Source organism: Pedobacter sp. A2324, assembly GCF_059693705.1.
Genome location: NZ_JCASSK010000001.1, coordinates 1037790 through 1060098 on the forward strand (window position 1 = coordinate 1037790; position 22309 = coordinate 1060098).

The window sequence follows — 22309 nt, forward strand, 5'->3', positions numbered from 1 at the left end:
ATCGGGAATATCTTCACCTAAAAACTGGGAGCACAAAAAAATCCCTTTTTAGCTATTTAACTAAAAAGGGACATAGAAGAAACGCAAAAGCTTAGTACTAAATTTATAGCAGCTGTTACATTTTGCTTTTAGACATCGCTGATTTCTACATTTTCGACTTTTTCATTGAGTCGGCTTTCATCTTTGACATTTTGGCTTTTTCCATTTTGCCGGTCTTTTTTGTTGCCATTTTATCCTGTTTCATTTTGGACATTTTCTCTTGCTCCTGTCTTGGTACATTAGCAAAGCTTGGTAATGAAAGTACTAAAGCAACGACAGTGGTAAGCGCTAGTTTAGCTGCTGATTTTAAAAATTGATTTTTCATGTGTTTAAAATTATTTACCCATTAGTCGTTGTCTTCTGAAAGACCTTACAATGAAAATCACTTTTTATTTATTTCTTTTTCTATTCTTTTTTTTAAGCCTATTTTAAAGTGTTCATCAAGTGTAATTTTGTTATCTATGAGTTTGGTAAACAACTGATTAATCAATAAGCTCTGCCTCTGGTAAATTCTGCATACCGAGCAGCCAGCCAAATGGATTTTGAGCTTTAGTCGTTCAGTGGCAGTAATTTCACCGGATAGGTTCTTTTCAATAAGAAAAGTTGCCAGTCGGCAGTTGTACCTGATTTTTTTTATCGTTCCTGCCATATTAATTAACGTATTTCTGTAGGCAAGCCCTAAGGTTAACCTTCGTCCGGTGCATAATCACCCAAAAGTTAGCTTCGGTAACTTTTAGCTCAAAGCAGATTTTGGCTGAATCCAGATCATCCATGTGCTTCATCGAAAATATACTGAACCATAAAGCTGGTAGTTTTTTGAGACATAGGTTAAGCATACTTCCCAATTCTTTTATCAACAATGGGTAATCTCCATCCTGGCTAAATTCTTGTGGCAAGTGCGGTGATCGCCAATGGCCGTTTTCTGTCTCGAAGAATGATTCCTGTGCATCTTCAGACGATTTGATCTCCCGCAGTCCCGCTGTATTCTGTTTACGGTAGTAATCAACAATTTTATTTTTGAGAATTGCGACCATCCACGTCTTCTCACTACTCTTGCCCTTGAAGCTCGATGACTGCTGTAATGCAGCAAGGAAAACATCTTGAACCAGATCTCTGGCTATCTCTTCATCTCTCAATCTGGTAATTGCGAATCGATATAGGTCATCAGCATATCTGTCTACCCAAGTTGATGGGTCACTAGAGTTTTCTATTGGTATAACATGCTTTTCTGTATTCATATCTTCTCAAACATGCTGTAAAGATACTGCTTAACCGGGTTAGTGGTCATATTTATCGCATCAATATTATTTTTATTTTTTTTGTAAGGGAAATGGCTTTTTACCGACTACTACAATAAATTCAAATATTGTAATCAAGAGATGGCATTCTATATCGTCATAATTTTAACTTCAAGCCTGTCTTTGTATGTGCGACGGCCACTCATCCAAATAAGAGCTTTATGGCGATGTCAGTTAAATCTTCTTAAGTGCATAACCCGATGAGAGAAATAAAAGAAAAGCATGACTTTTTGATGCGATGGACGCACTGGGTAAATTTTCCCGTTTTGGCTTTGATGATATGGAGTGGTTTACTAATATATTGGGCAAATGACGTATATGGTATTTGGATATTTGGGTTTGAGATAGTCAGATTTTTTCCTGACTGGTTCTACAGCTACCTGCATATTCCACAGCGACTCGCTGAAGGGATGGCTTTCCATTTTCTTTTTATGTGGCTGTTTTTTTTAAACGGCTTGTTTTACATATCATATACCATCTTTTCGGGTGCCTGGAGAGACTTGATCCCTAAGAAAAATTCCCTCAGAGATTCTTGGCAGGTCATATTGCATGATCTCCATTTGAGAAAAGCCAAGCCTTTACAGGATAAGTATAATGCCGCACAACGCGTCGCTTACTCAGCAGTAATACTCATGGGTGCAGGATCTGTCCTGTCTGGCTTAGCCATATATAAACCAGTTCAGCTTTATTGGATCTGCTGGCTATTTGGCGGATATCACATCGCTAGAATAATCCACTTCGCACTTACCATCGGCTACATTCTTTTTTTTATTATACACATCATTCAGGTTATTCTTGCCGGATGGAACAATTTCCGTTCGATGGTATCCGGTTTTGAAATAATATCGATGGATACAAAGGACAGGCAAAACAATTCAGCAAAAAATGAAACTGGAGAAAAAGAAAAAAAATAAAATTCCACGGACCATTGAACAGAAAATAAATAGAAGAAATTTCCTGTCATTTGGAGGTTTTTTTTTAATGGGTGGCGTGACACTGGCTGGCGTAAAATGGCTGTTTGATGCCCCGGAAGAGTCTACTGGCGTAACTGGAGGGGCAAGGGTGCCACTAAGGAGAGCTTTAAATAAGACAGAGCTCTTTTTTCGCAACATTTTTCGCAATAATCATCTGGTGCAGACCTATCCAAAAGAGATGGCAGCGAAGACCGTTCGCATGAACAGCTTGATTGGAATAGAGGATGACAGTAGTTTCAATGAAAGGAATTGGCGACTCGAGGTGAAAATTTCTGCGCTAAGTTCTTTGTATTTTAGTATTGAACAGATAAAGTCTCTGCCCAAGACCGAAATTGTTTTTGACTTTAAGTGTGTGGAAGGCTGGGATCAGATTCAATATTGGGCTGGAGTTAAGTTAACTGATTTTCTATCACATTTCAAAATCGAAACCCTTGCAGATTATGACTATATGGGCTTGGAAACCCCTAATGGAGCTTATTATGTGGGCCTGGATAGGGCTAGTGTGCTGCACCCCCAAACGATTCTGGCCTATGAGATGAATGGTCAGCCCATTACTAATGAACATGGCGCACCACTAAGATTGATCATTCCAGTTAAGTATGGGATTAAAAATCTCAAGCGAATAGGCTTGATGACCTTTAGCAATACCCGTCCAAGGGATTACTGGGCTGAACAGGGTTATGATTATTATTCTGGATTATAATATGGTAATTCTTTACTCTCGGCCATTGGCAAAGGATTTTAAATGGAATATTTTGTTTACATCTACAGGTGATTCAAGTGCTGGTGCATTTTCAGACAGTTAAAATTCGAAAGTTATAGGTTTCACAATACTGAAAAATCAATGACATGCAAAGTAATATTAAATGTTGTTCTCGGGAAATATAGTCAACACATCGGGAAATAGAGATATGCATATACCCATTCGACACAGATACCTTTACTCCATACTTTAAAACACTACATCAAATGAATTTTTATCAAGCCAAATTGAAATGGATAGCGTTAGGTGCTATCCTATTATTCTTTTTTTCATGCAAAAAAAATGACGATCCTCAGATCCCGACAACTTCAGCTACGATAACCGTGGAAAACGTTTTGGACTCCAGGTCTTTAGTAGAGTCAGGAACTTTCAAGCACGTAGGTTCATCACCGTTAATCATGCCCGGAGAGTCAGTTTCTTTTAAGTTTTCTGCTGCAAAGGGACAGGCATTAACCTTCGCAACAATGTACGGTTGGTCTAATGATCTTTTCTTTGCACCCACCAACCCTGGAATCAAATTGTATAAAGAAGATGGCACCCCAATTGAAGGAGATGTCTCATCCCAAATCAAGCTATGGGATAATGGTACTCGTATTAATCAGTTGCCCGGATCTTCCGTCAACCATCCCGGAGCAGCTGAGGCGCTTACCAAAAACGTAACTGAAGTTAATGGAAAAGATGCACAAGGTAATTCATATCCTCAGGCCTCTTCTTTAATGAACGCTTCCCTGCATTATGATGGAAATTCTAACTTTACCTTGACCATTAATAATACCTCCGGAACGACTTCTAATCCTACGCCATTCAGTCCTGGAGTGTGGGCGATATCTTACATCGTTGGAGGTAATTTATTAAATTCGGCAGCACTTTACCAAAGCGGTGCAATAACTGCAAATGGGCTTGCTAATGTCGCTGAAATGGGAGACAATAGTGTTCTTGCAACTTATACTCAGGGACAAACAGGGATTTTTACACCGCTTTCACCAGTATTGGTGGTGGTCTTTAACGGAATCGACAATCCCATTTATAAGGTTGGTGAAATTGACAGGGGTAGAGGGCTTAAGGAATTGGCTCAAAAAGGTGATGCCAATGTCCTTGCTACCTACCTTAAAACACTGACAGGAGTGAAAAATGTTTATATACTGTCCGCCTCTGGGACAAATGTACTTTTACCTAAAATTGGCGCCCAGAAAGGCAGTTCAGTCTCACAACAGCTCAATCTGCAGGCTGGGGACAGGATTGCTATTGCTTCGATGTATGGTTTTTCCAACGACTGGTTCTTCACGACTAGAGATAATGGTGTTGATGCGGCACAAAAAGGCGATATCTCTTCATCAATTGGTCTTTATGATAACGGCACAGCGCTTAATCAGTTTCCCGGTGCAGGCATAACGCAGTTCAATCTTGCGGGTACACCACTGGGTGAAAGTAAAGTAATCGAAGAGGTCCCAAACCCCAACGCATTTACAACTTTACCCGCCATTGCAAACATCATCAAGGTTACACTCCAATAGCTCGAAAGATGAAAATAGCATTTAATATTTCTAAAATGGAAGAGGTATCTACCGCGAACAAGGAGATTTGCAATTCGGTAAAATCTGCATTTGAAAAAGTACCTAACATTTATGCTATTCCGGCCTATTCTGAAAACGCATTGACAACATACATCAAAATTCAACAAGCGCCCATTTCCCGCTCAGCTAAAGAGCGGGGAATGATTAATCTTGTTTCAAGTAAGGTCGATGATCGCCTTTATTTTCTGATTGCACATTCACAACCAGAGATAAAAATTGGTCTAAGCGTGGAAGAAATAGTTCAGAACAGGCCTGCCTCCGCATTTCTTGATCAGCGGTTCACTGTCTGGGCAATATTGACCAGAAATACTGCCAAAATCAAGAGTTGGGCTCTTTCTGTGATGCTGAATTTATTTTTTTCTGCCAGTTACTCCAAAGAAAATCTCATCGATGTTTTGCCCATCGGAGATAAAAGTATCACAAATCTAATACATGGTCTCACTGATATCCCTGTGGAGTTTCCACTTGCCCAAACAAAATTATAATAATACATAATCCATTATCAACAAAAAAAATGAAAAAATCAATTAAATTTAAAGGCGTCTTTACTCTGTCACTGGCGTTATTTTCTAGCGGTATATTTTTTGCTCCAAAAGCGGTCGCTCAGCAGGTAAATGTGATCAAGGACAGTAAAGTGATGGAAGATAATTCGCAAGGAAATATGGGTGCTTTCCCACAACTGCCCCAAGATATTAGCCCGTTATTGATTGGCGAGAAAATTCCCACGGCCAGCTTATTGGATGCATCAGGAAAAAGCTTTGATCTAAACACGGCTGTTGCAGTGAAGCCAACCATTCTCATATTTTATAGAGGTGGATGGTGTCCGTTTTGCTCAAGACAGCTTTCAGGATTACAGGAATTAGCTCCAGAATTGCAAAAACAAGGATATCAAATCATTGCCATCAGTACCGATAAACCGGACGGCTTGGTGCAGTCGGCTGCAAAGCAAAAGCTCAGCTACACGCTATTGTCTGATGCAGACCTAAAACTATCAAAGCAGTTTGGTATCGCATTTAAAGCACCTAAAGCATATTGGGAAATGCTTCCCAAAACTACTGGGGGAATGGATGCAGATCTGTTGTTGCCTGTACCCTCGGTATTTATTCTAGATAGAAAAGGTATTATTCATTTTGAGTTCATTAACCCTGATTTTAAACAGCGTCTTAGTCCAAAACTATTAAACGCTGTCGCTGAGAGTATAAAAAATGACCTTTAATATTCACAACATGTCCCCAATAAAGCGCAGAAGAAGCTTACTTGTTATCTTATCGGTATTAATCTTCACCTCAGACAGTGTTTTCGCCCAGAATAAAGCTACATCATTGAAAGATTCCCCAGGCAGCGAGATTGTATTTACAACCAGCAAATGGAAGGAAGTGATAAAGGCTGCCAAACAAAGTGGTAAGTATGTCTTTGTCGATGCCTATGCTTCCTGGTGTGGCCCTTGCAAATTATTAAAATCGACGACATTTAAAGATAAAAATGTAGCAGCATATTTCAATGAACACTTTATCAATTATAGTGCTGATATGGAAAAGGGGGAAGGTATTGATTTGGCTGACAGCTGGGATATTGCCGCTTATCCAACATTACTTTTTTTTAATCCAGAGGGCAAGATGGTTTTTAAGCAGGTCGGTTATTTGGATGCTGTAAAACTGCTGGAATTTGCCAAGGATCTTATAATTAAATAATGTCTTGTATAGTTGTAAAAAAAATATTTGTTAGTCAATACGGCTTGCTAAAGCCTTGATAAACAAGTATTATAAATAAAGACAAAACAGCATTGAATAGTTCGTTTCACGTGTGCTGTTAAATTCTAAGTCGCATTAAAAAGTATTATGGTCAAGGAATATAGGGATAAGTCCAACTTGGGCCGTTTTGTCATGCATGTCAACAATGGGGAACTCGCTGGAGCTGGCCTTGGTACTGGTGTATCACCAGTACCCATCAATACCTTTATATACAATAAGGGTGAGGCGCAGCAAGTGACCATTGATGAAATCGTTTACGTAATTCCCGCAGGGTCCATCCTTCCTTTGGTCTCCAATCAAAATTTTGTATTTCAGCGTCCAGATGAACTTATAGCATGGCAGTTTAATCGGGAGTTTTACTGTATAGTTGACCATGATGCAGAAGTGGGCTGTGTAGGCTTTTTGTTCTATGGGATCGAACACCCGATGTTTATCAAACTGTCTGTGGCCGAAAAGGAAGCCATGATCCAACTTAAAAAGGTCTTTGCAGATGAATGGCAGTCACAGGATAGTTTTCAGGGAGAAATGTTGCGGACATTGTTAAAGCACCTAATTATAAAGACTACTCGCATTGCAAAGCAACAAAGCGAGAGCTACAAACATTTTTCGGACGAAAAAATGGATTTGGTAAGGAAATTTTCTCTAATTCTAGAAGGGTCTTTCAAAAAGGAACATGGGGTAAGTTTCTATGCTGAGATGCTCAACAAGTCTCCAAAAACTCTAAGCAATATTTTTGCATTGCTCAAGCAACAGGCACCTTCCAAGCTTATCCAAAATCGGATTATATTAGAGGCGAAACGTTATCTTCATTATACAGATAAATCTTCTAAGGAAATTGCTTTTGAGCTTGGATTCGAAAGTCCTGCTCATTTCAGCCGTTTTTTTAAAATGTATGCTGGGGCAAATGTCTCTGAATACAAGAATTTGTAGTTATAATATGCTCATAAACTCTATTGAGGTAGCAAAAAAATGTTCAACCGAGGTTTCACGCAAGGAGTTAGCTGAACTGTTATGAAGAACCTAAAGACAATTGGTTTAGCTAGTTTTGTTATTCAAACCAACTTGCGCTCAAAGCTGGTCCTTAGACAACATCATGGGTTAAGGTATGAAATTATTGTTATTTACAGTCTTTTAAAAATAATCACCAGTGATGGTAAATGAGGGTCTTGCTAATGGTATTTAAAAGTTGCGATCGGATCAATGCGGTTTTAATCTTGCGTTGGCCTGAAAAAAAATAGCTGTAAAATTGTTGATTAAAAAGTTGCTGCCTGCCTGTGCCAAAACGCTTATCGGACAGTGGATCAATGCTGATCCACTGTCCTGCTGGCTATGCTGAATATTTACTTTTAGTTAAATTATGAGCGATAAAGATAATCTAATCTGGTACTTCTGAATTTCCGGCCGGTTCAAATGCCTTTACTCGGTTGCGCTGTTCACGAAATTGCTGTGCAGCCAAATATGCCGACATCCTGGCACGCATGATTGACCCTAAAGGTCGATGTGCTGCTAGCGAGTGAGCTGGATTGAAAGCCAGTCGATCCTCGAAATAGGATATACGATTTATTGAATAAGAATTTTGTTTTGGAATGCTCAATGTCGCCACTATTCTGTAGGGACTAATTTCTTCAGGCCATTCCACACTGGCATCCTCAACAGGCATATTGATGAGGTCCCTACAGAGTTGGATACCTATTTCAAATACTGCTCCATGTTTTTCAAAGTAGTCAGCAGTCACATGTTGAAATATATCGTCATCAATGCTATTGTCTACCTTGGCCTCGCCGATCTTTTCCAGAGTTGCGAGCGTTGGTATCACTGCCATCTTGCAAACATATTCACCATAACGAATTGCTGCCTGACTATAATAAACGTCACTAACTGGATGGCGTGGAGGTCTTCCAAAGAATCTTATTTGCCCGCTACCACCCCCGACAGTTTCAAGAACGGATTCAATCTTTTGCGCAATCTGAGAACCAGCTACGATTAACTTTTCTGGGATATCTGGCGTATGTGATGCTATTCGGCTAAAACTCTTGAAAAATTTCTCCGCATTGGGATTCACGAAAACTGGATCCACTGCTAACACAAAATCCTGAGTTGATATTTCTTGACTTTCCGGTATGTGTGGTCCATGTACACCCAAAACTTTCATAGCCATTCCGCGCTGCCCGGATGCTTTATCTGAAATAGGGGCACTTGGACCTGAAGAAAATCTAAGGAGTACATCGAAGTTGTTTGGAGATGAAAACATTCCCTGGCTAAGTTCAGGCGGTAGGTCGCTATGGACGTTCAACTGCCCTTTAAGATATGCAATACCCTTTGAATGGGTCGCACGCATTGCCTTTCCCTGCTGTTTACTTACCGTGTCGGACATACCGACCATCATGTGGTTGATATTATTGAATATTTCATTTTCATTGCTTGAAATGATTTCCAGATCGTCACTGTATTTTACCAAAGTATTTGATTTCATCCTTTATGATTCTTAAGTCTAGTAGTACTATAACGTACTAAAGTCAATATTGTTCTGAGGTATTGATTAATTAGTGATGAATTTATTGTAATCACATTAAATCATAGTATGTTCGCAGTTATAATTCCCATGATATGAAAAACTACGGTCTGATAATAGAGCTCATTGGATTAATTGAGGATATTGAAAACAAACGAGAGCTTGATAGCCCTCTGTCTATTGAAGAGTTTACCCGTTATCTTTTGTCCATCAATTCCCACCAAGGGGGAATAAAAACGGAAGACATCAATCAGATAGTATCAACCGATGGGAGTTATCATCATGGCATTGTGGATCAAGATTCACAGGGAATCGCAAATGAGGTCAATAAATTATTCGTACTGATCGCAAGGTTTATTAGGACTATGGCCAAACGGGGATTAGAAGGCACTTCCCTGCAGACAATAGAGGAATTCTCCTACCTTGCTATACTATTAAAGTTTGAAGATATCACCAAAAGTGAATTGATAAATATGAACTTTCAAGAGAAGACCACAGGTACTGAAGTCATCAAGCGTTTAATTAATGCTGGGTTGGTCAGTCAATTTGATGATAGCAGGGACAAAAGAAGTAAAAGACTTTGCCTGACTGATAAAGGTCGCAGCCTTTTGGATTCCATCCGCTTTAACATGGGTAGTGTTTCTGAATTGGTCGTTTTTAATCTTTCTCCCGTTGAACGAATGGATCTTGTTCTATTATTAAGAAAAATAGAAACTCATCATCGTGAACAGCGTACCATTTCCAGGACTACGGGAATTAAGGAGGTTATAGATAGTATCAATAGATAGTTTCATCTCTAAAATGAATTATAGTACGTTATCGTATTTTATTTATATATTTGCTCCATGATTAAGCTATCTGGTAGGGACATTTTTGCAAACGTATTTTAAGCCTAGGAAAAATAAATATTCAAGGCTTTTGCCTGCTACTAAAATCTGCAAATATGATAAGTAAAGAAAGTAACCAACCCACCTCGCTATGCCTCCTCGCTCTTCAAAATTACGACGAATTTTTTATCAGGTAAAAAATAGTATTTACTATGAAAGGAACATTTGACGTCTTGTGTGAGGATATCAGTAAATTAGTTACAAGGCGTTACAGCACCAGTTTTTATCTTGGAATTATTTTACTGGACAGGAAAATTCGGCAGCCTATTTTTTCAATTTATGGTTTCGTTCGATTGGCTGATGAAATCGTTGATAGTTTTCATGATTTTAACAAAGAGCAGCTCCTGTCTAAATTCAAGAAAGATTGCGATGAGGCCATCGAAGATAAAATAAGTTTAAATCCGGTGCTACATGCATTTCAACTGGTTGTAAATAAGTATAATATTGATAAAGAACTTATTGAACTTTTTATGAAAAGTATGGAAATGGATCTTCAAAAAGAACATTATACGGATGAGCTCTATAATCAGTATATATTGGGGTCTGCACAGGTTGTGGGACTGATGTGCCTTCAGGTTTTCACCGGTGGTGATAAACAGAGCTATGATTACTTAAAATCTTCAGCGATGAATCTAGGATCTGCTTTTCAAAAGATCAATTTTCTCCGTGATATAAAGGCAGATTACTTAATATTAAACAGAAGCTACTTTCCAAATGTAGATTTGTCCAAGTTTTCGGAACACGATAAATCTCTCATTGAGTTAGATATCCAGGAAGATTTCAGATTGGCCCTTAAAGGAATCAGAAAGTTACCTAAAAACGCCAGAGCTGGAGTTTACCTAGCTTATAACTATTACTTTAGCTTGTTTAAGAAAATTAAAGCCACTCCTGCAGAAGAGGTATTGAAGAGAAGGGTTCGAATTTCCAATATCCACAAATTTGGCTTAATATTTTACGCTATAATTCGTAATAGCACAGGTTCAATTTAATAACTCCAGTGATATAATGCAAAACGATGGAGGGTAGGGGTACCATGACTGAAGTAAATTATTAAAAAAAATATAAATCCCCACTATCTCCTTTGTTTGTATCCACTTCTGAAAACATACCCTTGTCCTATGCAGCTGGTATAAAAAAAAGCACTCTAATTAAATTAAATTCCTCTTTCTGAAGGATTAATTAGAGATAATGCCCGAATCTGTGCTAATTCTATGAGAGAGCGCCCTTTGCGCTGGCAAATTAGTCTAGCATGTCCAAGTAATATGTATTTGGATCCCAAATAAGTGGTAACTTGGTTTTACAAAGTCCATAAAAGATCCCTTTTGCTTATGTTAGTTCTTTCAAAATAGATAAAAATGGGCTAAATCGACTGTTTGGTGCTAATTTTAAGCAGAATAAGCATGTTTATTGGTGATGTAAAAGATGAGAAGTAGTCGCTTGGCATATATTTGATTCAGAAAATGATTTTTCGTTACCCCCTGGGCCGGTTATTTATCGTCTAGTATGGTATAAAATTAAATATTATGATTAAGAACCTGAAATTTTTGTATGTATGCCTACTTACTGCGTTAAGTTGCGGAGCTTTTGCACAGAACACCATATTAAAGGGGGATTTGACCGGACTTCAAACAGATAGCTTGTATTTTGCCTATAAATACCTTGGAGATAATAAAAAAATAGCGATAGCAGTGCATGATGGTAAGTTCCTGTGGGCAGAGCATCTGGACAATCCAGTGGCCGTTACCATAAATTTCACGGGTGGATTTCGCTATTTTTTTTATGCGGAACCTGGTCTAATGCATTTATCTGGCAATGCCTCTTCAGCAATAGAGATAAATGCGATAAAGTTGTCCGGATCTAAAGCAAATGAAGCATACCAGACATACAAAAATGACATGATAACAGCATTCAAAAGCGAGCGTGACCAAATGAAAAATGGACATAATCCCAAAGACCGCATACGTACATCAGAAATGGTTGAGGATGATTTCGTTCTGGCTAATCCTAACAGTGTGGTAACCTTGGATCTAATTAAAGGTATTTTAAAAAGGAGAAGTCTTGAAAATATAAAAATATTGGCCGCTAAGCTTACAAAAGAAAAGCCAAATAAGGCTATCAAGGATGCTATCGCCCAGAGGATTGCTATTTTGCGAACAGGAGCATTGGGAGATAAAATGGAGAATTTTTCCTTTCCTGATATTCATGGAAAAAAAGTTGAGCTAGATGATTTTAAAGGTCAGTATGTTTTTATCGACATTTGGGCAAGCTGGTGTAAACCCTGCAGGGCGGAAAATCCAAACGTGCTCAAAGCTTTCAACAACTATAAATCGCAAGGGTTTACCGTTATTGGTATTTCGGTCGATGACCATGATGTAGCTTGGAAACAGGCAATACAGCAAGATGCATTACCATGGACACAGCTTAGAGATCGCAAGGACATGAAAAGTGAAATCTTGGAACATTATGGGATAATAGGCATACCCAGTTCATTTTTGTTGGATCCTGCGGGTAGAATTATTGGCAGGGATCTTCGCGGAGATGAACTAAATGCCAAGCTAGCAGAAGTAATTGGACCTAAAAAAAGTCGTTAGGTATTCGGTTTTTACGGTTTTGTTTTGTCTTTAGGTGACGCTGCAGAGCGGAAGGCGGTCGAATGATAAATGGCAAGAAAAATTTTTCGAAACCCAATTAGTTTTTCAAGATATTATTGATAATCGTCAAGAAAAAATGATGGTTATAGTGTGTTTGCAATTTCGTTAGCCAGTTTCGTTCAACTCGCAAAATGCCCAAATAACTGATAATGAAATCGCTTGTTCTTCAGCCATTTTTGACGATGTTGCTGAATGGAAATGAATAAACTGATTGTCACCTCATTTCCTGATCTTTTGAGATTTCATGTAAGGCGATATATTGTTCTGATTATTCAGATGAAATGGTTAAGTGACAAAATTCCGGGATTAATTGTAACTTTACTGTTAACAATTCCCTAACACTCCGCTTACGGTGCAAAAAGAAAATCTAGAAGAGTTATTATTTAATGTTGCCAATGGTAATGAACGAGAATTTTGTAGGATGTTTGATCTCTTTAGTCCAAATATCAATGCTACTATCCTTCGTATCACGGGTGACGAGTGGATTGCGCAAGAAGTTTTACAAGATGTTTTTGTTAAAATATGGGTAAACCGTTCTAGATTGCCGGAGATTAGCCATTTTCAATCTTGGTTACATGTTGTGGCAAGAAATGTCACATACGATGTGATGCGTGCTTCAAAAAGGGAAAAAGAAAAAGCGCTGCAAATTGCACAGGAATCCATTACTTTGTTTTATCCGGAAGCGGACTTTTACCTTCAGGAAAAAGAATTTGATGCGATACTCACTCAGGCAATAGCACGTTTGCCCGAGAAGCAAAGAAAGACCTACCAATTGATAAAAGAGCAAAATCTAAAGCGTGAACAAGTTGCCGAGCAAATGGGCGTTGGCACGGAAACAGTCAAGTCAAACCTGGATCACGCAATGAGAAGTATACGTGCATATTGTGTTGCGAAACTAAAGCCACTGCCATTAGTAATCGTTTTACACTTTTTCTCAAAATATTTTTAAATTTTTACCCCCAACATACCACTTCTTGTCGTCTATAGTATTAAAGAAGGTTTTCAACTAGAAAAAAAACGACCTTATTTTTTTGGATTATACATTTCCGGAAACGGTGAATATAAGTTGCGACTCAGGTTTTTGGATAAAGTTCCAGAAGAGTTGAAGTGAAAAATATTGAAAACCTGACAAATTTGTCAGTAAAACTAAACATACAAATGAACAACGAGCGTCTTTCCTATTTATTTAATCTTGCGCTTCTCGACCAGGTGAGTCCTGAAGACCGAGAGGAGCTGCTTATCTTGATGGTGAAACCGGATAATGAGACACAGACAAAAAAGATGCTTGACATAGCCTTTATGGAAAACAAAGTAGGTGTACCGGTTGACAAGGCAATCTCCATGCAGATAAAAAACGCCATTATCGGAGTAGACTGCAATGAAACGCCTAAGACTTCTGTGCCTGTTAAACTCATTCCAGTATGGCTTATGGTTGCTGCCAGCCTTGCCATTTTCGTTATAGCTTATCATTTGATCAATATTTACAATCAGCCCACTCACATCGTAAAAAAAACAGTTGACAGGCAGATCTCGCCTGGTAGCTATGGCGCAGTATTAACGCTGGCTAACGGAAAGAATCTCGCCCTTTCAAACAAACCTAGAGGTATCCTGGCTAATGAGGATGGTGTAAAAATATCAAACACGGCCGATGGAAAGCTTACTTATGACAACCTGGCCTCAGTCTCAGGTTCATCTTTATTAAATACCCTAACTACTTCTAAAGGACAGACTTACCGCGTGCTACTATCTGATGGGACGACGGTATATCTTAATGCGGCCTCTAAACTGAGCTACCCATCAAATTTAATGATCTCGGGAAAAAGGGTGGTCAAGCTAATTGGTGAAGCTTATTTTGAGGTTGCAAAGGATCGAAATCACCCTTTCATTGTACAAACCGATAAACAGGAGATAGAGGTGCTGGGCACTCATTTCAATGTTTCCAGTTATCCTGATGATTCAAATGAGAAAACAACACTTCTAGAGGGGAGTATAAAAATGAGTACCTCAGTTGATTCCCGTATACTAAAGGCCGGTGAGCAGGGAAAATTGGAAAATGATAAAATTCATGTTTCCAAGAGTGATGGTAAGGCCAGTATTGCCTGGAAGAACAACGAATTTGTTGTGCAGAGCGAAACTATTGAAACTTTTATGAAGATGGTATCGAGATGGTATGATGTAGAGATTATTTATATAGGAAAGCAGACAGATGAACGTTTCAGCGGCGGTGTATCGCGCTTTGACGATATCTCAAAGGTGCTCGCTATTGTAGAGACAACTGGAGCAGCTCATTTCAGAATCCAGGGGAAAAAGATATTCGTATCAAAATAAATAACAGAAATATAAACAACAAACTTAAACTTAGAAAACAGATGGAAGAACAGGTACTTTAAAATCACTCAAATTAACCAGATCCCGACCTCACATCGGAACCTGGATCGCGTTTGGCACAACCGAACAAAATTATCAACTGCTAATAAAATCAGTATTCCATACTGTCCAAAGCGAGGACTACTGATATGAACCAAACTAAACACTAATGTATCGAAATTTCTTCAAAATCGGTATGCCTAGACGGCTGTACCATAAACTTTTGCTATCCATGCGTTTAACCATCGTAATAATTGTAGCAGGTTTTCTGCAGGTAAGCGCTTCCTGTCTTGCGCAGAAGGTAACCCTTAATGAAACTAATGCCGAGCTGAGAGCTGTTTTCTCATCGCTTAAATCACAGACTGGATATAACTTTTTTTACACAGATAACCTACTGAAACTTGCCAAACCCGTTAACATTACAGTTAGTGATCGGGATATAAAGGATGTTCTAAACCTAATTTTCGCCCAACAGAACCTCGATTACCAGGTTCAGGACAATACGGTAATTGTTAAAGCCTCAGAAATTACCAAACAGGTAGTTATCAATGGCTTCGTCGGTGACAAAGAAACCCAAAAACCGCTATCAAATGTGACCGTAAGGGTAAAGGGGACAAAAATATCCACTCAGACAAATGCAGAGGGTAAATTCACGATCCGTGCAGAGATTAATTCTGAAATCCTTGAATTCAGGTATATCGGATACAAAACTCAGGAGATCGCGATCAAACCGAATGCTGTTTACAGGGTATATCTTGAAGAAAATCTCCAGGTATTGCAAGCCACGGTAATGGCAGGGAATATTGAGCGTAAAATCTCTACCTATACCGGTGCAGCAAAGATCATGACAATAGATGAGCTGAAAAAGATAAGTCCTACTGATGTATTCACCGCTGTTGCTGCCCTCGATCCTTCATTTAGAATCGTAGCTGATAATACGATCGGTGGAGATATCAATACACTACCCGAAATACAAATGAGAGGTCAGAGTTCTTTTCCTACTTTAGGGTCTCAATTAACTGGTAATCCCAATTTGCCACTATTTATATTAGACGGATTTCAGGTTACCCTACAAGTGATTCAAGACCTGGATATGAACCAGATTGCATCAGTGACATTGCTGAAGGATGCAGCAGCTACTGCCACATACGGGTCAAGAGGAGGAAATGGGGTAATGGTAGTCACCACGGTAATCCCGCCAAAAGGCACCATTGAGTTTTCACTGACTAATAACTTTACCCTCTCCACGCCAGATTTATCCGTTTACAATTTGCTTAATTCAGAGGAAAAACTGGATTTTGAAAAGCGTGCCGGCTTAATCAGATTTTATTACGAGGACTATATCTGGAACGAAAGGTTCAAGGCGATGCGAAGTGGGGTCAATACAGATTGGAAGTCAATACCCGTTCAGAACGGATATAACAATAGAACCTCTTTATCTCTGAGGGGCGGGGACAGGTCGCTTACCTTCAATTTAAATTTCAGTGGAAACCTTTTGGAGGGTGTAATGAAAAAACAGGACAGGAAAAATTACAATGGAACCTTTTCGCTAAATTATAAAACAAGTAAATTCCTGTTCCAGAATAATACCACAGGTACACAAGTAATCTCCAATGCTTCGCCTTATGGCGCCTTTAGCGACTATTTGTCTTATAATCCTTATTGGAATCCTTATGATGCAAATGGTTTGGTAACAGCGAAGTACCTGGAAAACATCGTCGTTCCGAACGGTGATTCTTATGAGAGCTCATTAGTACTTAATCCCTTGTTAGATCTTAATTATAATACAATCAATAGCAGAAACAAAAACTTCACCATACGCAATAATACTGTTGTTCGCTATGATGCCAGTAAATATCTATATGTAAATGCAGGTTTCGGTCTGTCTAAATACAATGGTACCGTAGATGATTTTTATTCGGGTCTTGATAGTCGATTTGCCAATCAGACCGATCTGGCTAAAAGAGGTACTTATACAATTAATACAACTAATTCTTTTTCCATAGAGGGAAATGCGTCTGTGAACTATTACAGGAATTTTGGTCCTCATGGCATTTCAGCTAATGCCCTTATCAACCTTAGCTCTACTGAGCGAGACAATTACCTACTAGCTACAGAAGGTTTTCCATTTGATCGGTTGGATAATATCCTTTTTGCCACACAGTATCAGTCTGGGAGGCCAACTGGGAATGAGGCAACCACTAATAGGATATCTTATACAGCAAGTGCCAACTATTCATATGACAATAGGTATTTTACCGATTTTACCTACACCAGAGAGGGATCTTCTGCCTATGCGGTCAATAATAAATATGGTAATTTTTGGTCCGCAGGACTTGGTTGGAACCTAAGTAATGAGTCATTCTTGAAAAACAACAGTTATGTCAATCTGTTGCGCATAAGGGGCAGTTACGGTGCCACCGGAACATCTGTTCAGGATCCCTATGCATCTCAGTTTAGGTATAACTTCAATTCTGCTACAGGCTATTATGGCGAATTGGGAACTACACTTGCATCGCTGGGCAATCCCAATTTGAGCTGGCAAAGTGTATTAAAAACAAATATTGGAATTGCCGCCGTCTTTTTTAACAATAGGTTGAATTTCAATGCCGAATTTTATCGGGAGGTAACACAGAACGCCCTGACCTCCGTTTCTGTGGCGCCATCAACAGGATTTTCATCATATGTCGAAAATTTGGGAATGATCGAAAATAGGGGCATGCAGATGGACTTAGGATATTTGATTCTAAATAATCCATCAAAAGGGTTGAAATGGAATGTGTCCTTTAATGCCGCAACCAACAGTTCCGTTTTGAAAAAACTTTCTGATAAACTCAAAGCATTCAATGAGGCCCTCAATCGAAATAACTCTGCCCAAACGGCTGTAAATCCCCAATTTATCGAAGGACAATCAACAACAGCACTATATGCTGTTCCATCTTTAGGTATAGATCCTATCACGGGACTGGAAGTGTTTATAAAGAAGGATGGAAGTACGACCTTAATTTGGGATGTCAATGACAAAATTTACGTAGGGGATACCCGACCAAAATGGACAGGGGCTGTTAATTCAAATTTTCTGTATGCAGGGTTCAGCCTTAATCTTAGCTTAACTTATAATTATGGTGGTCAACTATACAACTCTACACTTGCAACCAAGGTCGAAGGCGTGAATGCATTCTATAATGTTGACAGAAGGGCATACGATCTTGGATGGACCGGACCAGGCAGCGTTAGTCAATTTAGAAGAATTACTGCTAACCCAACTGCAACTAAGGTTACTTCGCGTTTTGTGCAAAATAATAACAGTATTCAAATCGGAGCGGTCAATCTCAATTACCAGCTTCCTATGTCAATAATTAAAAGATTTAGACTAAAATCCCTGAATATTGGATTAACCTCTAACAACACTTATACCTTCAGTTCGATCGATATCGAAAGAGGCACAAATAATCCATTTGTGCGGCAATATACAGTCAATTTTACTTCCCGTTTTTAAACATCTGATATCATGAAATATAAAATATTAATCCTTATGATGATTGCTACCTCATTTTCGGGATGCAAGAAATTTTTAGAGGTCATCCCGAAATCGAGTGTTTCCGAGGACCAGTTGTTTACTTCTGAAGCAGGCTTTCAGCAGGCTTTGACTGGTGTATATTCAAGGATTGCCAGTCGTAGTCTTTATGGTGATGAGCTTTCTATGGGTTTTGTTTCTGCCTTGCAACAAAACTATGCGACAACTGTGAATACCTATATTGGCATCACGGATGTCATTGCCTTGAATTATACTGCAGACCAAGTTAAAGCGCATACTGCAGTAATCTGGTCAAATGCGTATGCTGCAATAGCTGGTTTAAACAAAATCATAATAAATTCTGAAGTTAATAGAAGCGTGCTCTCCGATGCTGACTATGGAAGGATAAGGGGGGAGGCTTTGGCACTGCGGGCATTTCTTCATTTTGATCTGCTTCGTTTATTTGGCCCCAGATATACTACTACAGGTGTGAGCTTGAAATCGATTCCATATGTTACCAAAGTTAGTCAAATTGCAGATGAACCTGCCCTCACCGGTGATGTAGTCAAATTTGCGCTTGCAGATTTAAAGGAAGCTGAAGATTTACTATTGAAAACGGATCCTATCGTAATTAGCAATGAGCAGACCAGGAGAATTAAATTGAATTACTATGGACTAAAGGCATTGGAGGCAAGGATAAAACTCTATTCTGGTGACAAGTCTGGAGCGGCAGCTGCAGCAAAGTTTGTCATCGACTCAAAAAAATACACCTGGGTTACCCAGGCAGCAGCGTCTTCGACTTCCTCCAGAGATCGGTTGTATTTTAACGAGCAGATATTTATGATCAGGGTAAGGGATATGGCAAGCTGGACTGAAATTTATTTCAGATATAATGGCAGTACTGTGGAAAAGCTTACACGTACTCAGGCCAATTTTAATACATTATATGAAACAGCTTCCGGTGGAGCTACTGATATAAGATATCTCTTTGGAATTGAAGAAGATGGAGGTGGTCTGTTTCCATCGAAGTTCTGGCAGTCCTCAAATAGTGTCATCAGCGATTCAAGACTAGACCAGTATGTGCCTGGCATTCGTCTATCTGAAATGTACTACATCCTGGCCGAGACAGCGACAACAACTGCCGAAGGCGTTGCGTTTTTAAATATCGTTCGCCAAAACAGAGGCCTCAATCCTCTCATCGCGACAACTGCGACCGCTTTAACAAATGAGATCACAAAAGAATATCAAAAAGAATTCTATGCTGAAGGTCAGCTTTTCTTTTACTATAAACGCATTAATGCGTCATCCATGCAGTTCAGGACAATTGCAATGACTCCTGCGCTCTATGTATTGCCAATTCCCGATGGAGAACTACAATTTAACCCTACTTACTAATTGATAAAAATTATGAAATATCTATTTTATCTTTTCATCTTATCTTCCCTAATCTCTTGTAAAAAGGATGAGATTCCTACCTATAGTGGTAGGGATGGGATTGTTTTTTACGCATATTCTTTTGAGGATTTTCGTAAAGACGGGATCAAAAACTATTCTTTTGCTTATGACTTCACGCCAAAGCAAAGGGATACCATTTACATAACCATGAAACTCTCTGGTAGACTTGCAGACTATCCGCGAAAAGTAGCATTAAAGGTTGCTGAGGGTACTACGGCAAAACAAGGTATTGATTATGAACTTATGGAAACTACCCTTCCCGCTGGTGCCTATACGGTAGATGTTCCCTTTATAGTTATTAACTCACCCGGTTTGCTAACAAACACGCTAAAAATTGTGTTGGAACCCGCTGAAACAGCGGATTTAGTGTTAGGGGCAGTTGGCAGTACAAATACCCTTGAAGACTATTTTCGATACTTTAATTTATCAATTACTAACCAACTGGTGAAACCATCAAGTTGGAGTACCTACCTCTTTGGCACCTTCAGCGCTGTAAAATTCAGATTTATGGTAAAGGTTACCGGACTCACTGACTTTTCTCAAACTGCTATAGGATATGAAGGTTTTTTTAACCTACCTGTAAAGTTAAAAAACGCTTTGGCCCAGTACGAGCTGGCAAATGGACCATTGCTTGACGAGAACGGAATAAGAGTGACTTTCTAATTTAAATAAACAAAATTTTATGCATAGTTATATAAAAAATATTTTGATTATCGGGGTGCTGGCGTTTGCATCTTCATGTGCAAAGGAGGAGCAGAGTTTTGAAATCAATCCAATAAATGATATTGACCTGGAAACATCAACAACGGCATATACTGTACAGGGACAAGACTCCTTAATAATTGCGCCAAAATTGGTTGAAACCTTGCCAACTAGTGAACCATATACCTATTTATGGACAATTGAAGCCGCCAACATAGGCACTCAGGTGGTTTCTACTAAGAAAGATTTGAGGATTTTAGCAACCTACTCACCCGGGATTTACAAAGTAAAGGTCAAGGTAACTAGTGGTAGCACAGGTATTTCAGCCCTAGCCAGGTATACGGTTACCGTTTATGGCGCTTTTTATGGGGGGTGGTATGTGGTGAACAACAAGGATGGTAAGGCAAAAGTGTCCCTTATCCGTACCGACGGCGTCATCTTTGACAACCCCATGGAGGTAGCAAATAAAAAGAGTTATTTGGGAAAGGCAATAAGCGTTTATTATTACGGAGTTTCTACAACCGCCGGCACCGGTTTATTAAATGTATTTACCGACCAGGGGTTTTATCGTTTTGATATGAATGACTGGCTGGAAATTTGCGACTTGACCACAACAATTCCTTCTTTAACCAGTAAGCCTCCGTTCAGCACAACACCAATGTACGGATCGGGTTACCAGGATCAGTTCATCGTTGCCAACGGAGGAATTTATGCTGGGCCGGGTGCTGCACTTTTCCCCACTTTGGTTGCCACCTCATTTACCGAGCGATTACCTGGAGATTATGATCTTTTTCCGGGTATCTTTGGAACTGATGCAAACTTTACCTTTTTCTACGATATGAAGGGCATGAAGTTTATGAGAGTTGCCACCTATGGCAGAGATGCTGTCGTAGCCGCAAGCACACCAACTGCAGCATTTAATATGGCTAACGTGGGCAAAAAGATGATTGCTTACGATATTGGTGCTTTCAGCGGATCAAGTACAAACTACTATTATATTATGGAAGATGCATCGAAGAAAAAGTATCTACTATCTACTGTTTCGACTTCTTCCGTAACTAATCCAGGTATCTCCCAGCAAATATTGAATAGTCCTAAAATCGACAATGCAACTCAGTTTGCAACCTCGACCATTTTAAAGCAGATGTATTATTCTGTTGATAATGAGATTTATCTTTATGATATGTTAGCCAATTCTTCAACCCTAATTTATTCCTTTCCTTCCGGTTATCTCATTAAGGATATCGAAATGTTACGTAACACGAGTAAAAAATTTGTCGTAGGTGTAAACAACGGCGATAATGGCGAAGTATATTATTTCCAGATCGATGGTACAGGTAAATTTGTTAATAGTACTTTTGATAAAAAATATACCGGGTTTGGCGAAATAGTTCAGCTTTCTGCCGCCAGAGGTCGTTCAGAGCAATAACCCTAAAAAGTCAAATAAGTTAAGGCTACCCCACTTAGTGAAGCAATGGATATATCCATTGCTTCACTTTTATAATTATTCCACAGGTATTTATGTGGATTTCGATAATTATATCTTAAAATTAGTTCCTAGAATACTAGATCTTAAAGTGGATTTAGAGGCAGGCTTAGCGTTGAACCTAAAAAATTCATTTATTCTCTACCGTTCCAGTTGTACTGAAGAACTTTATATTTATCTATTGGCTACTTAACAATTGCCTGGTTGCCCTGAAGATCATCCATTAAGATTAATTCATAACGAAGGGTGCGTCCAAACTGAAATCCGTCCAATTGATGATGCCTATTAAAGTTCTGCTGCTCAGTTATGAACTTGCAGGCCGAATATATCTAC

The 22309-nt window shown here is 39.0% G+C and carries 20 protein-coding genes; 16 read left to right on the forward strand and 4 right to left on the reverse strand.

Annotated features, from left to right (window positions below):
- Window positions 1-145: 145 nt before the first annotated feature.
- From AC570I_RS04265 to AC570I_RS04275, 3 genes are read right to left on the reverse strand one after another with little or no spacing between them, the layout of a single operon-like run.
- A complete protein-coding gene (locus AC570I_RS04265) occupies window positions 146-364 on the reverse strand; it encodes a hypothetical protein (RefSeq protein ID WP_497404492.1) in 219 nt (72 codons plus the stop codon).
- Window positions 365-421: 57 nt separating this feature from the next.
- Complete coding sequence (locus AC570I_RS04270; protein WP_497404493.1) at window positions 422-688, reverse strand: zf-HC2 domain-containing protein; 267 nt, start codon at window positions 686-688, stop codon at window positions 422-424.
- 1 nt (window position 689) lies between these two features.
- Window positions 690-1277: a sigma-70 family RNA polymerase sigma factor gene (locus AC570I_RS04275; protein ID WP_497404494.1), complete on the reverse strand. Its 588-nt coding sequence runs from the start codon at window positions 1275-1277 to the stop codon at window positions 690-692.
- A 260-nt stretch (window positions 1278-1537) separates the two neighbouring features.
- Between AC570I_RS04275 and AC570I_RS04280 the strand changes: the two genes are divergently transcribed.
- The 7 genes from AC570I_RS04280 to AC570I_RS04310 all read left to right on the forward strand — a co-directional run bounded on the left by AC570I_RS04280 (window position 1538) and on the right by AC570I_RS04310 (window position 7329).
- The gene (locus tag AC570I_RS04280; RefSeq protein ID WP_497404495.1) at window positions 1538-2251 is read left to right on the forward strand and encodes a cytochrome b/b6 domain-containing protein; all 714 of its coding nucleotides are present in this window, start codon (window positions 1538-1540) and stop codon (window positions 2249-2251) included.
- The gene (locus AC570I_RS04285) at window positions 2223-3014 is read left to right on the forward strand and encodes a molybdopterin-dependent oxidoreductase (protein WP_497404496.1); all 792 of its coding nucleotides are present in this window, start codon (window positions 2223-2225) and stop codon (window positions 3012-3014) included. The genes AC570I_RS04280 and AC570I_RS04285 overlap by 29 nt, the downstream gene beginning before the upstream one ends.
- A gap of 266 nt (window positions 3015-3280) precedes the next feature.
- The gene (locus AC570I_RS04290; RefSeq protein ID WP_497404497.1) at window positions 3281-4588 is read left to right on the forward strand and encodes a spondin domain-containing protein; all 1308 of its coding nucleotides are present in this window, start codon (window positions 3281-3283) and stop codon (window positions 4586-4588) included.
- 8 nt (window positions 4589-4596) lie between these two features.
- Window positions 4597-5133 (forward strand): carboxymuconolactone decarboxylase family protein, encoded by a 537-nt coding sequence (locus AC570I_RS04295; protein ID WP_497404498.1) that lies wholly within the window; start codon window positions 4597-4599, stop codon window positions 5131-5133.
- A 29-nt stretch (window positions 5134-5162) separates the two neighbouring features.
- Window positions 5163-5864, forward strand: a complete 702-nt coding sequence (locus tag AC570I_RS04300) for a peroxiredoxin-like family protein (protein ID WP_497404499.1) — start codon at window positions 5163-5165, stop codon at window positions 5862-5864.
- A 106-nt stretch (window positions 5865-5970) separates the two neighbouring features.
- Window positions 5971-6339: a thioredoxin family protein gene (locus tag AC570I_RS04305; protein ID WP_497404500.1), complete on the forward strand. Its 369-nt coding sequence runs from the start codon at window positions 5971-5973 to the stop codon at window positions 6337-6339.
- 147 nt (window positions 6340-6486) lie between these two features.
- Window positions 6487-7329: a helix-turn-helix domain-containing protein gene (locus AC570I_RS04310; RefSeq protein ID WP_497404501.1), complete on the forward strand. Its 843-nt coding sequence runs from the start codon at window positions 6487-6489 to the stop codon at window positions 7327-7329.
- Window positions 7330-7774: 445 nt separating this feature from the next.
- Here AC570I_RS04310 and AC570I_RS04315 read toward each other — a convergent pair whose 3' ends face one another.
- Window positions 7775-8872: a catalase family protein gene (locus AC570I_RS04315; protein ID WP_497404502.1), complete on the reverse strand. Its 1098-nt coding sequence runs from the start codon at window positions 8870-8872 to the stop codon at window positions 7775-7777.
- 134 nt (window positions 8873-9006) lie between these two features.
- Here AC570I_RS04315 and AC570I_RS04320 point away from each other — a divergent pair, with 134 nt between their 5' ends.
- The 9 genes from AC570I_RS04320 (at window position 9007) to AC570I_RS04360 (ending at window position 21919) form a co-directional block, all read left to right on the forward strand.
- Entirely contained in the window at window positions 9007-9699 is a 693-nt protein-coding gene (locus tag AC570I_RS04320) for a MarR family winged helix-turn-helix transcriptional regulator (RefSeq protein WP_497404503.1), read from the forward strand.
- 251 nt (window positions 9700-9950) lie between these two features.
- Window positions 9951-10787 (forward strand): phytoene/squalene synthase family protein, encoded by an 837-nt coding sequence (locus AC570I_RS04325; protein ID WP_497404504.1) that lies wholly within the window; start codon window positions 9951-9953, stop codon window positions 10785-10787.
- Window positions 10788-11321: 534 nt separating this feature from the next.
- Window positions 11322-12389 carry a redoxin domain-containing protein gene (locus AC570I_RS04330; protein ID WP_497404505.1) on the forward strand — a complete coding sequence of 356 codons (1068 nt, stop codon included), beginning with the start codon at window positions 11322-11324 and terminating at the stop codon, window positions 12387-12389.
- A 412-nt stretch (window positions 12390-12801) separates the two neighbouring features.
- A complete protein-coding gene (locus AC570I_RS04335) occupies window positions 12802-13398 on the forward strand; it encodes an RNA polymerase sigma factor (protein WP_497404506.1) in 597 nt (198 codons plus the stop codon).
- 209 nt (window positions 13399-13607) lie between these two features.
- Window positions 13608-14777 carry a FecR family protein gene (locus AC570I_RS04340; RefSeq protein WP_497404507.1) on the forward strand — a complete coding sequence of 390 codons (1170 nt, stop codon included), beginning with the start codon at window positions 13608-13610 and terminating at the stop codon, window positions 14775-14777.
- 208 nt (window positions 14778-14985) lie between these two features.
- Complete coding sequence (locus AC570I_RS04345) at window positions 14986-18315, forward strand: SusC/RagA family TonB-linked outer membrane protein (protein WP_497404508.1); 3330 nt, start codon at window positions 14986-14988, stop codon at window positions 18313-18315.
- Window positions 18316-18327: 12 nt separating this feature from the next.
- Window positions 18328-19728, forward strand: a complete 1401-nt coding sequence (locus AC570I_RS04350) for a RagB/SusD family nutrient uptake outer membrane protein (RefSeq protein ID WP_497404509.1) — start codon at window positions 18328-18330, stop codon at window positions 19726-19728.
- A gap of 12 nt (window positions 19729-19740) precedes the next feature.
- On the forward strand, window positions 19741-20451 hold the full coding sequence (locus AC570I_RS04355) for a DUF4843 domain-containing protein (RefSeq protein ID WP_497404510.1): 711 nt from the start codon (window positions 19741-19743) through the stop codon (window positions 20449-20451).
- Window positions 20452-20470: 19 nt separating this feature from the next.
- The gene (locus AC570I_RS04360) at window positions 20471-21919 is read left to right on the forward strand and encodes a PKD-like family lipoprotein (protein ID WP_497404511.1); all 1449 of its coding nucleotides are present in this window, start codon (window positions 20471-20473) and stop codon (window positions 21917-21919) included.
- The last annotated feature ends 390 nt before the right edge of the window (window positions 21920-22309 follow it).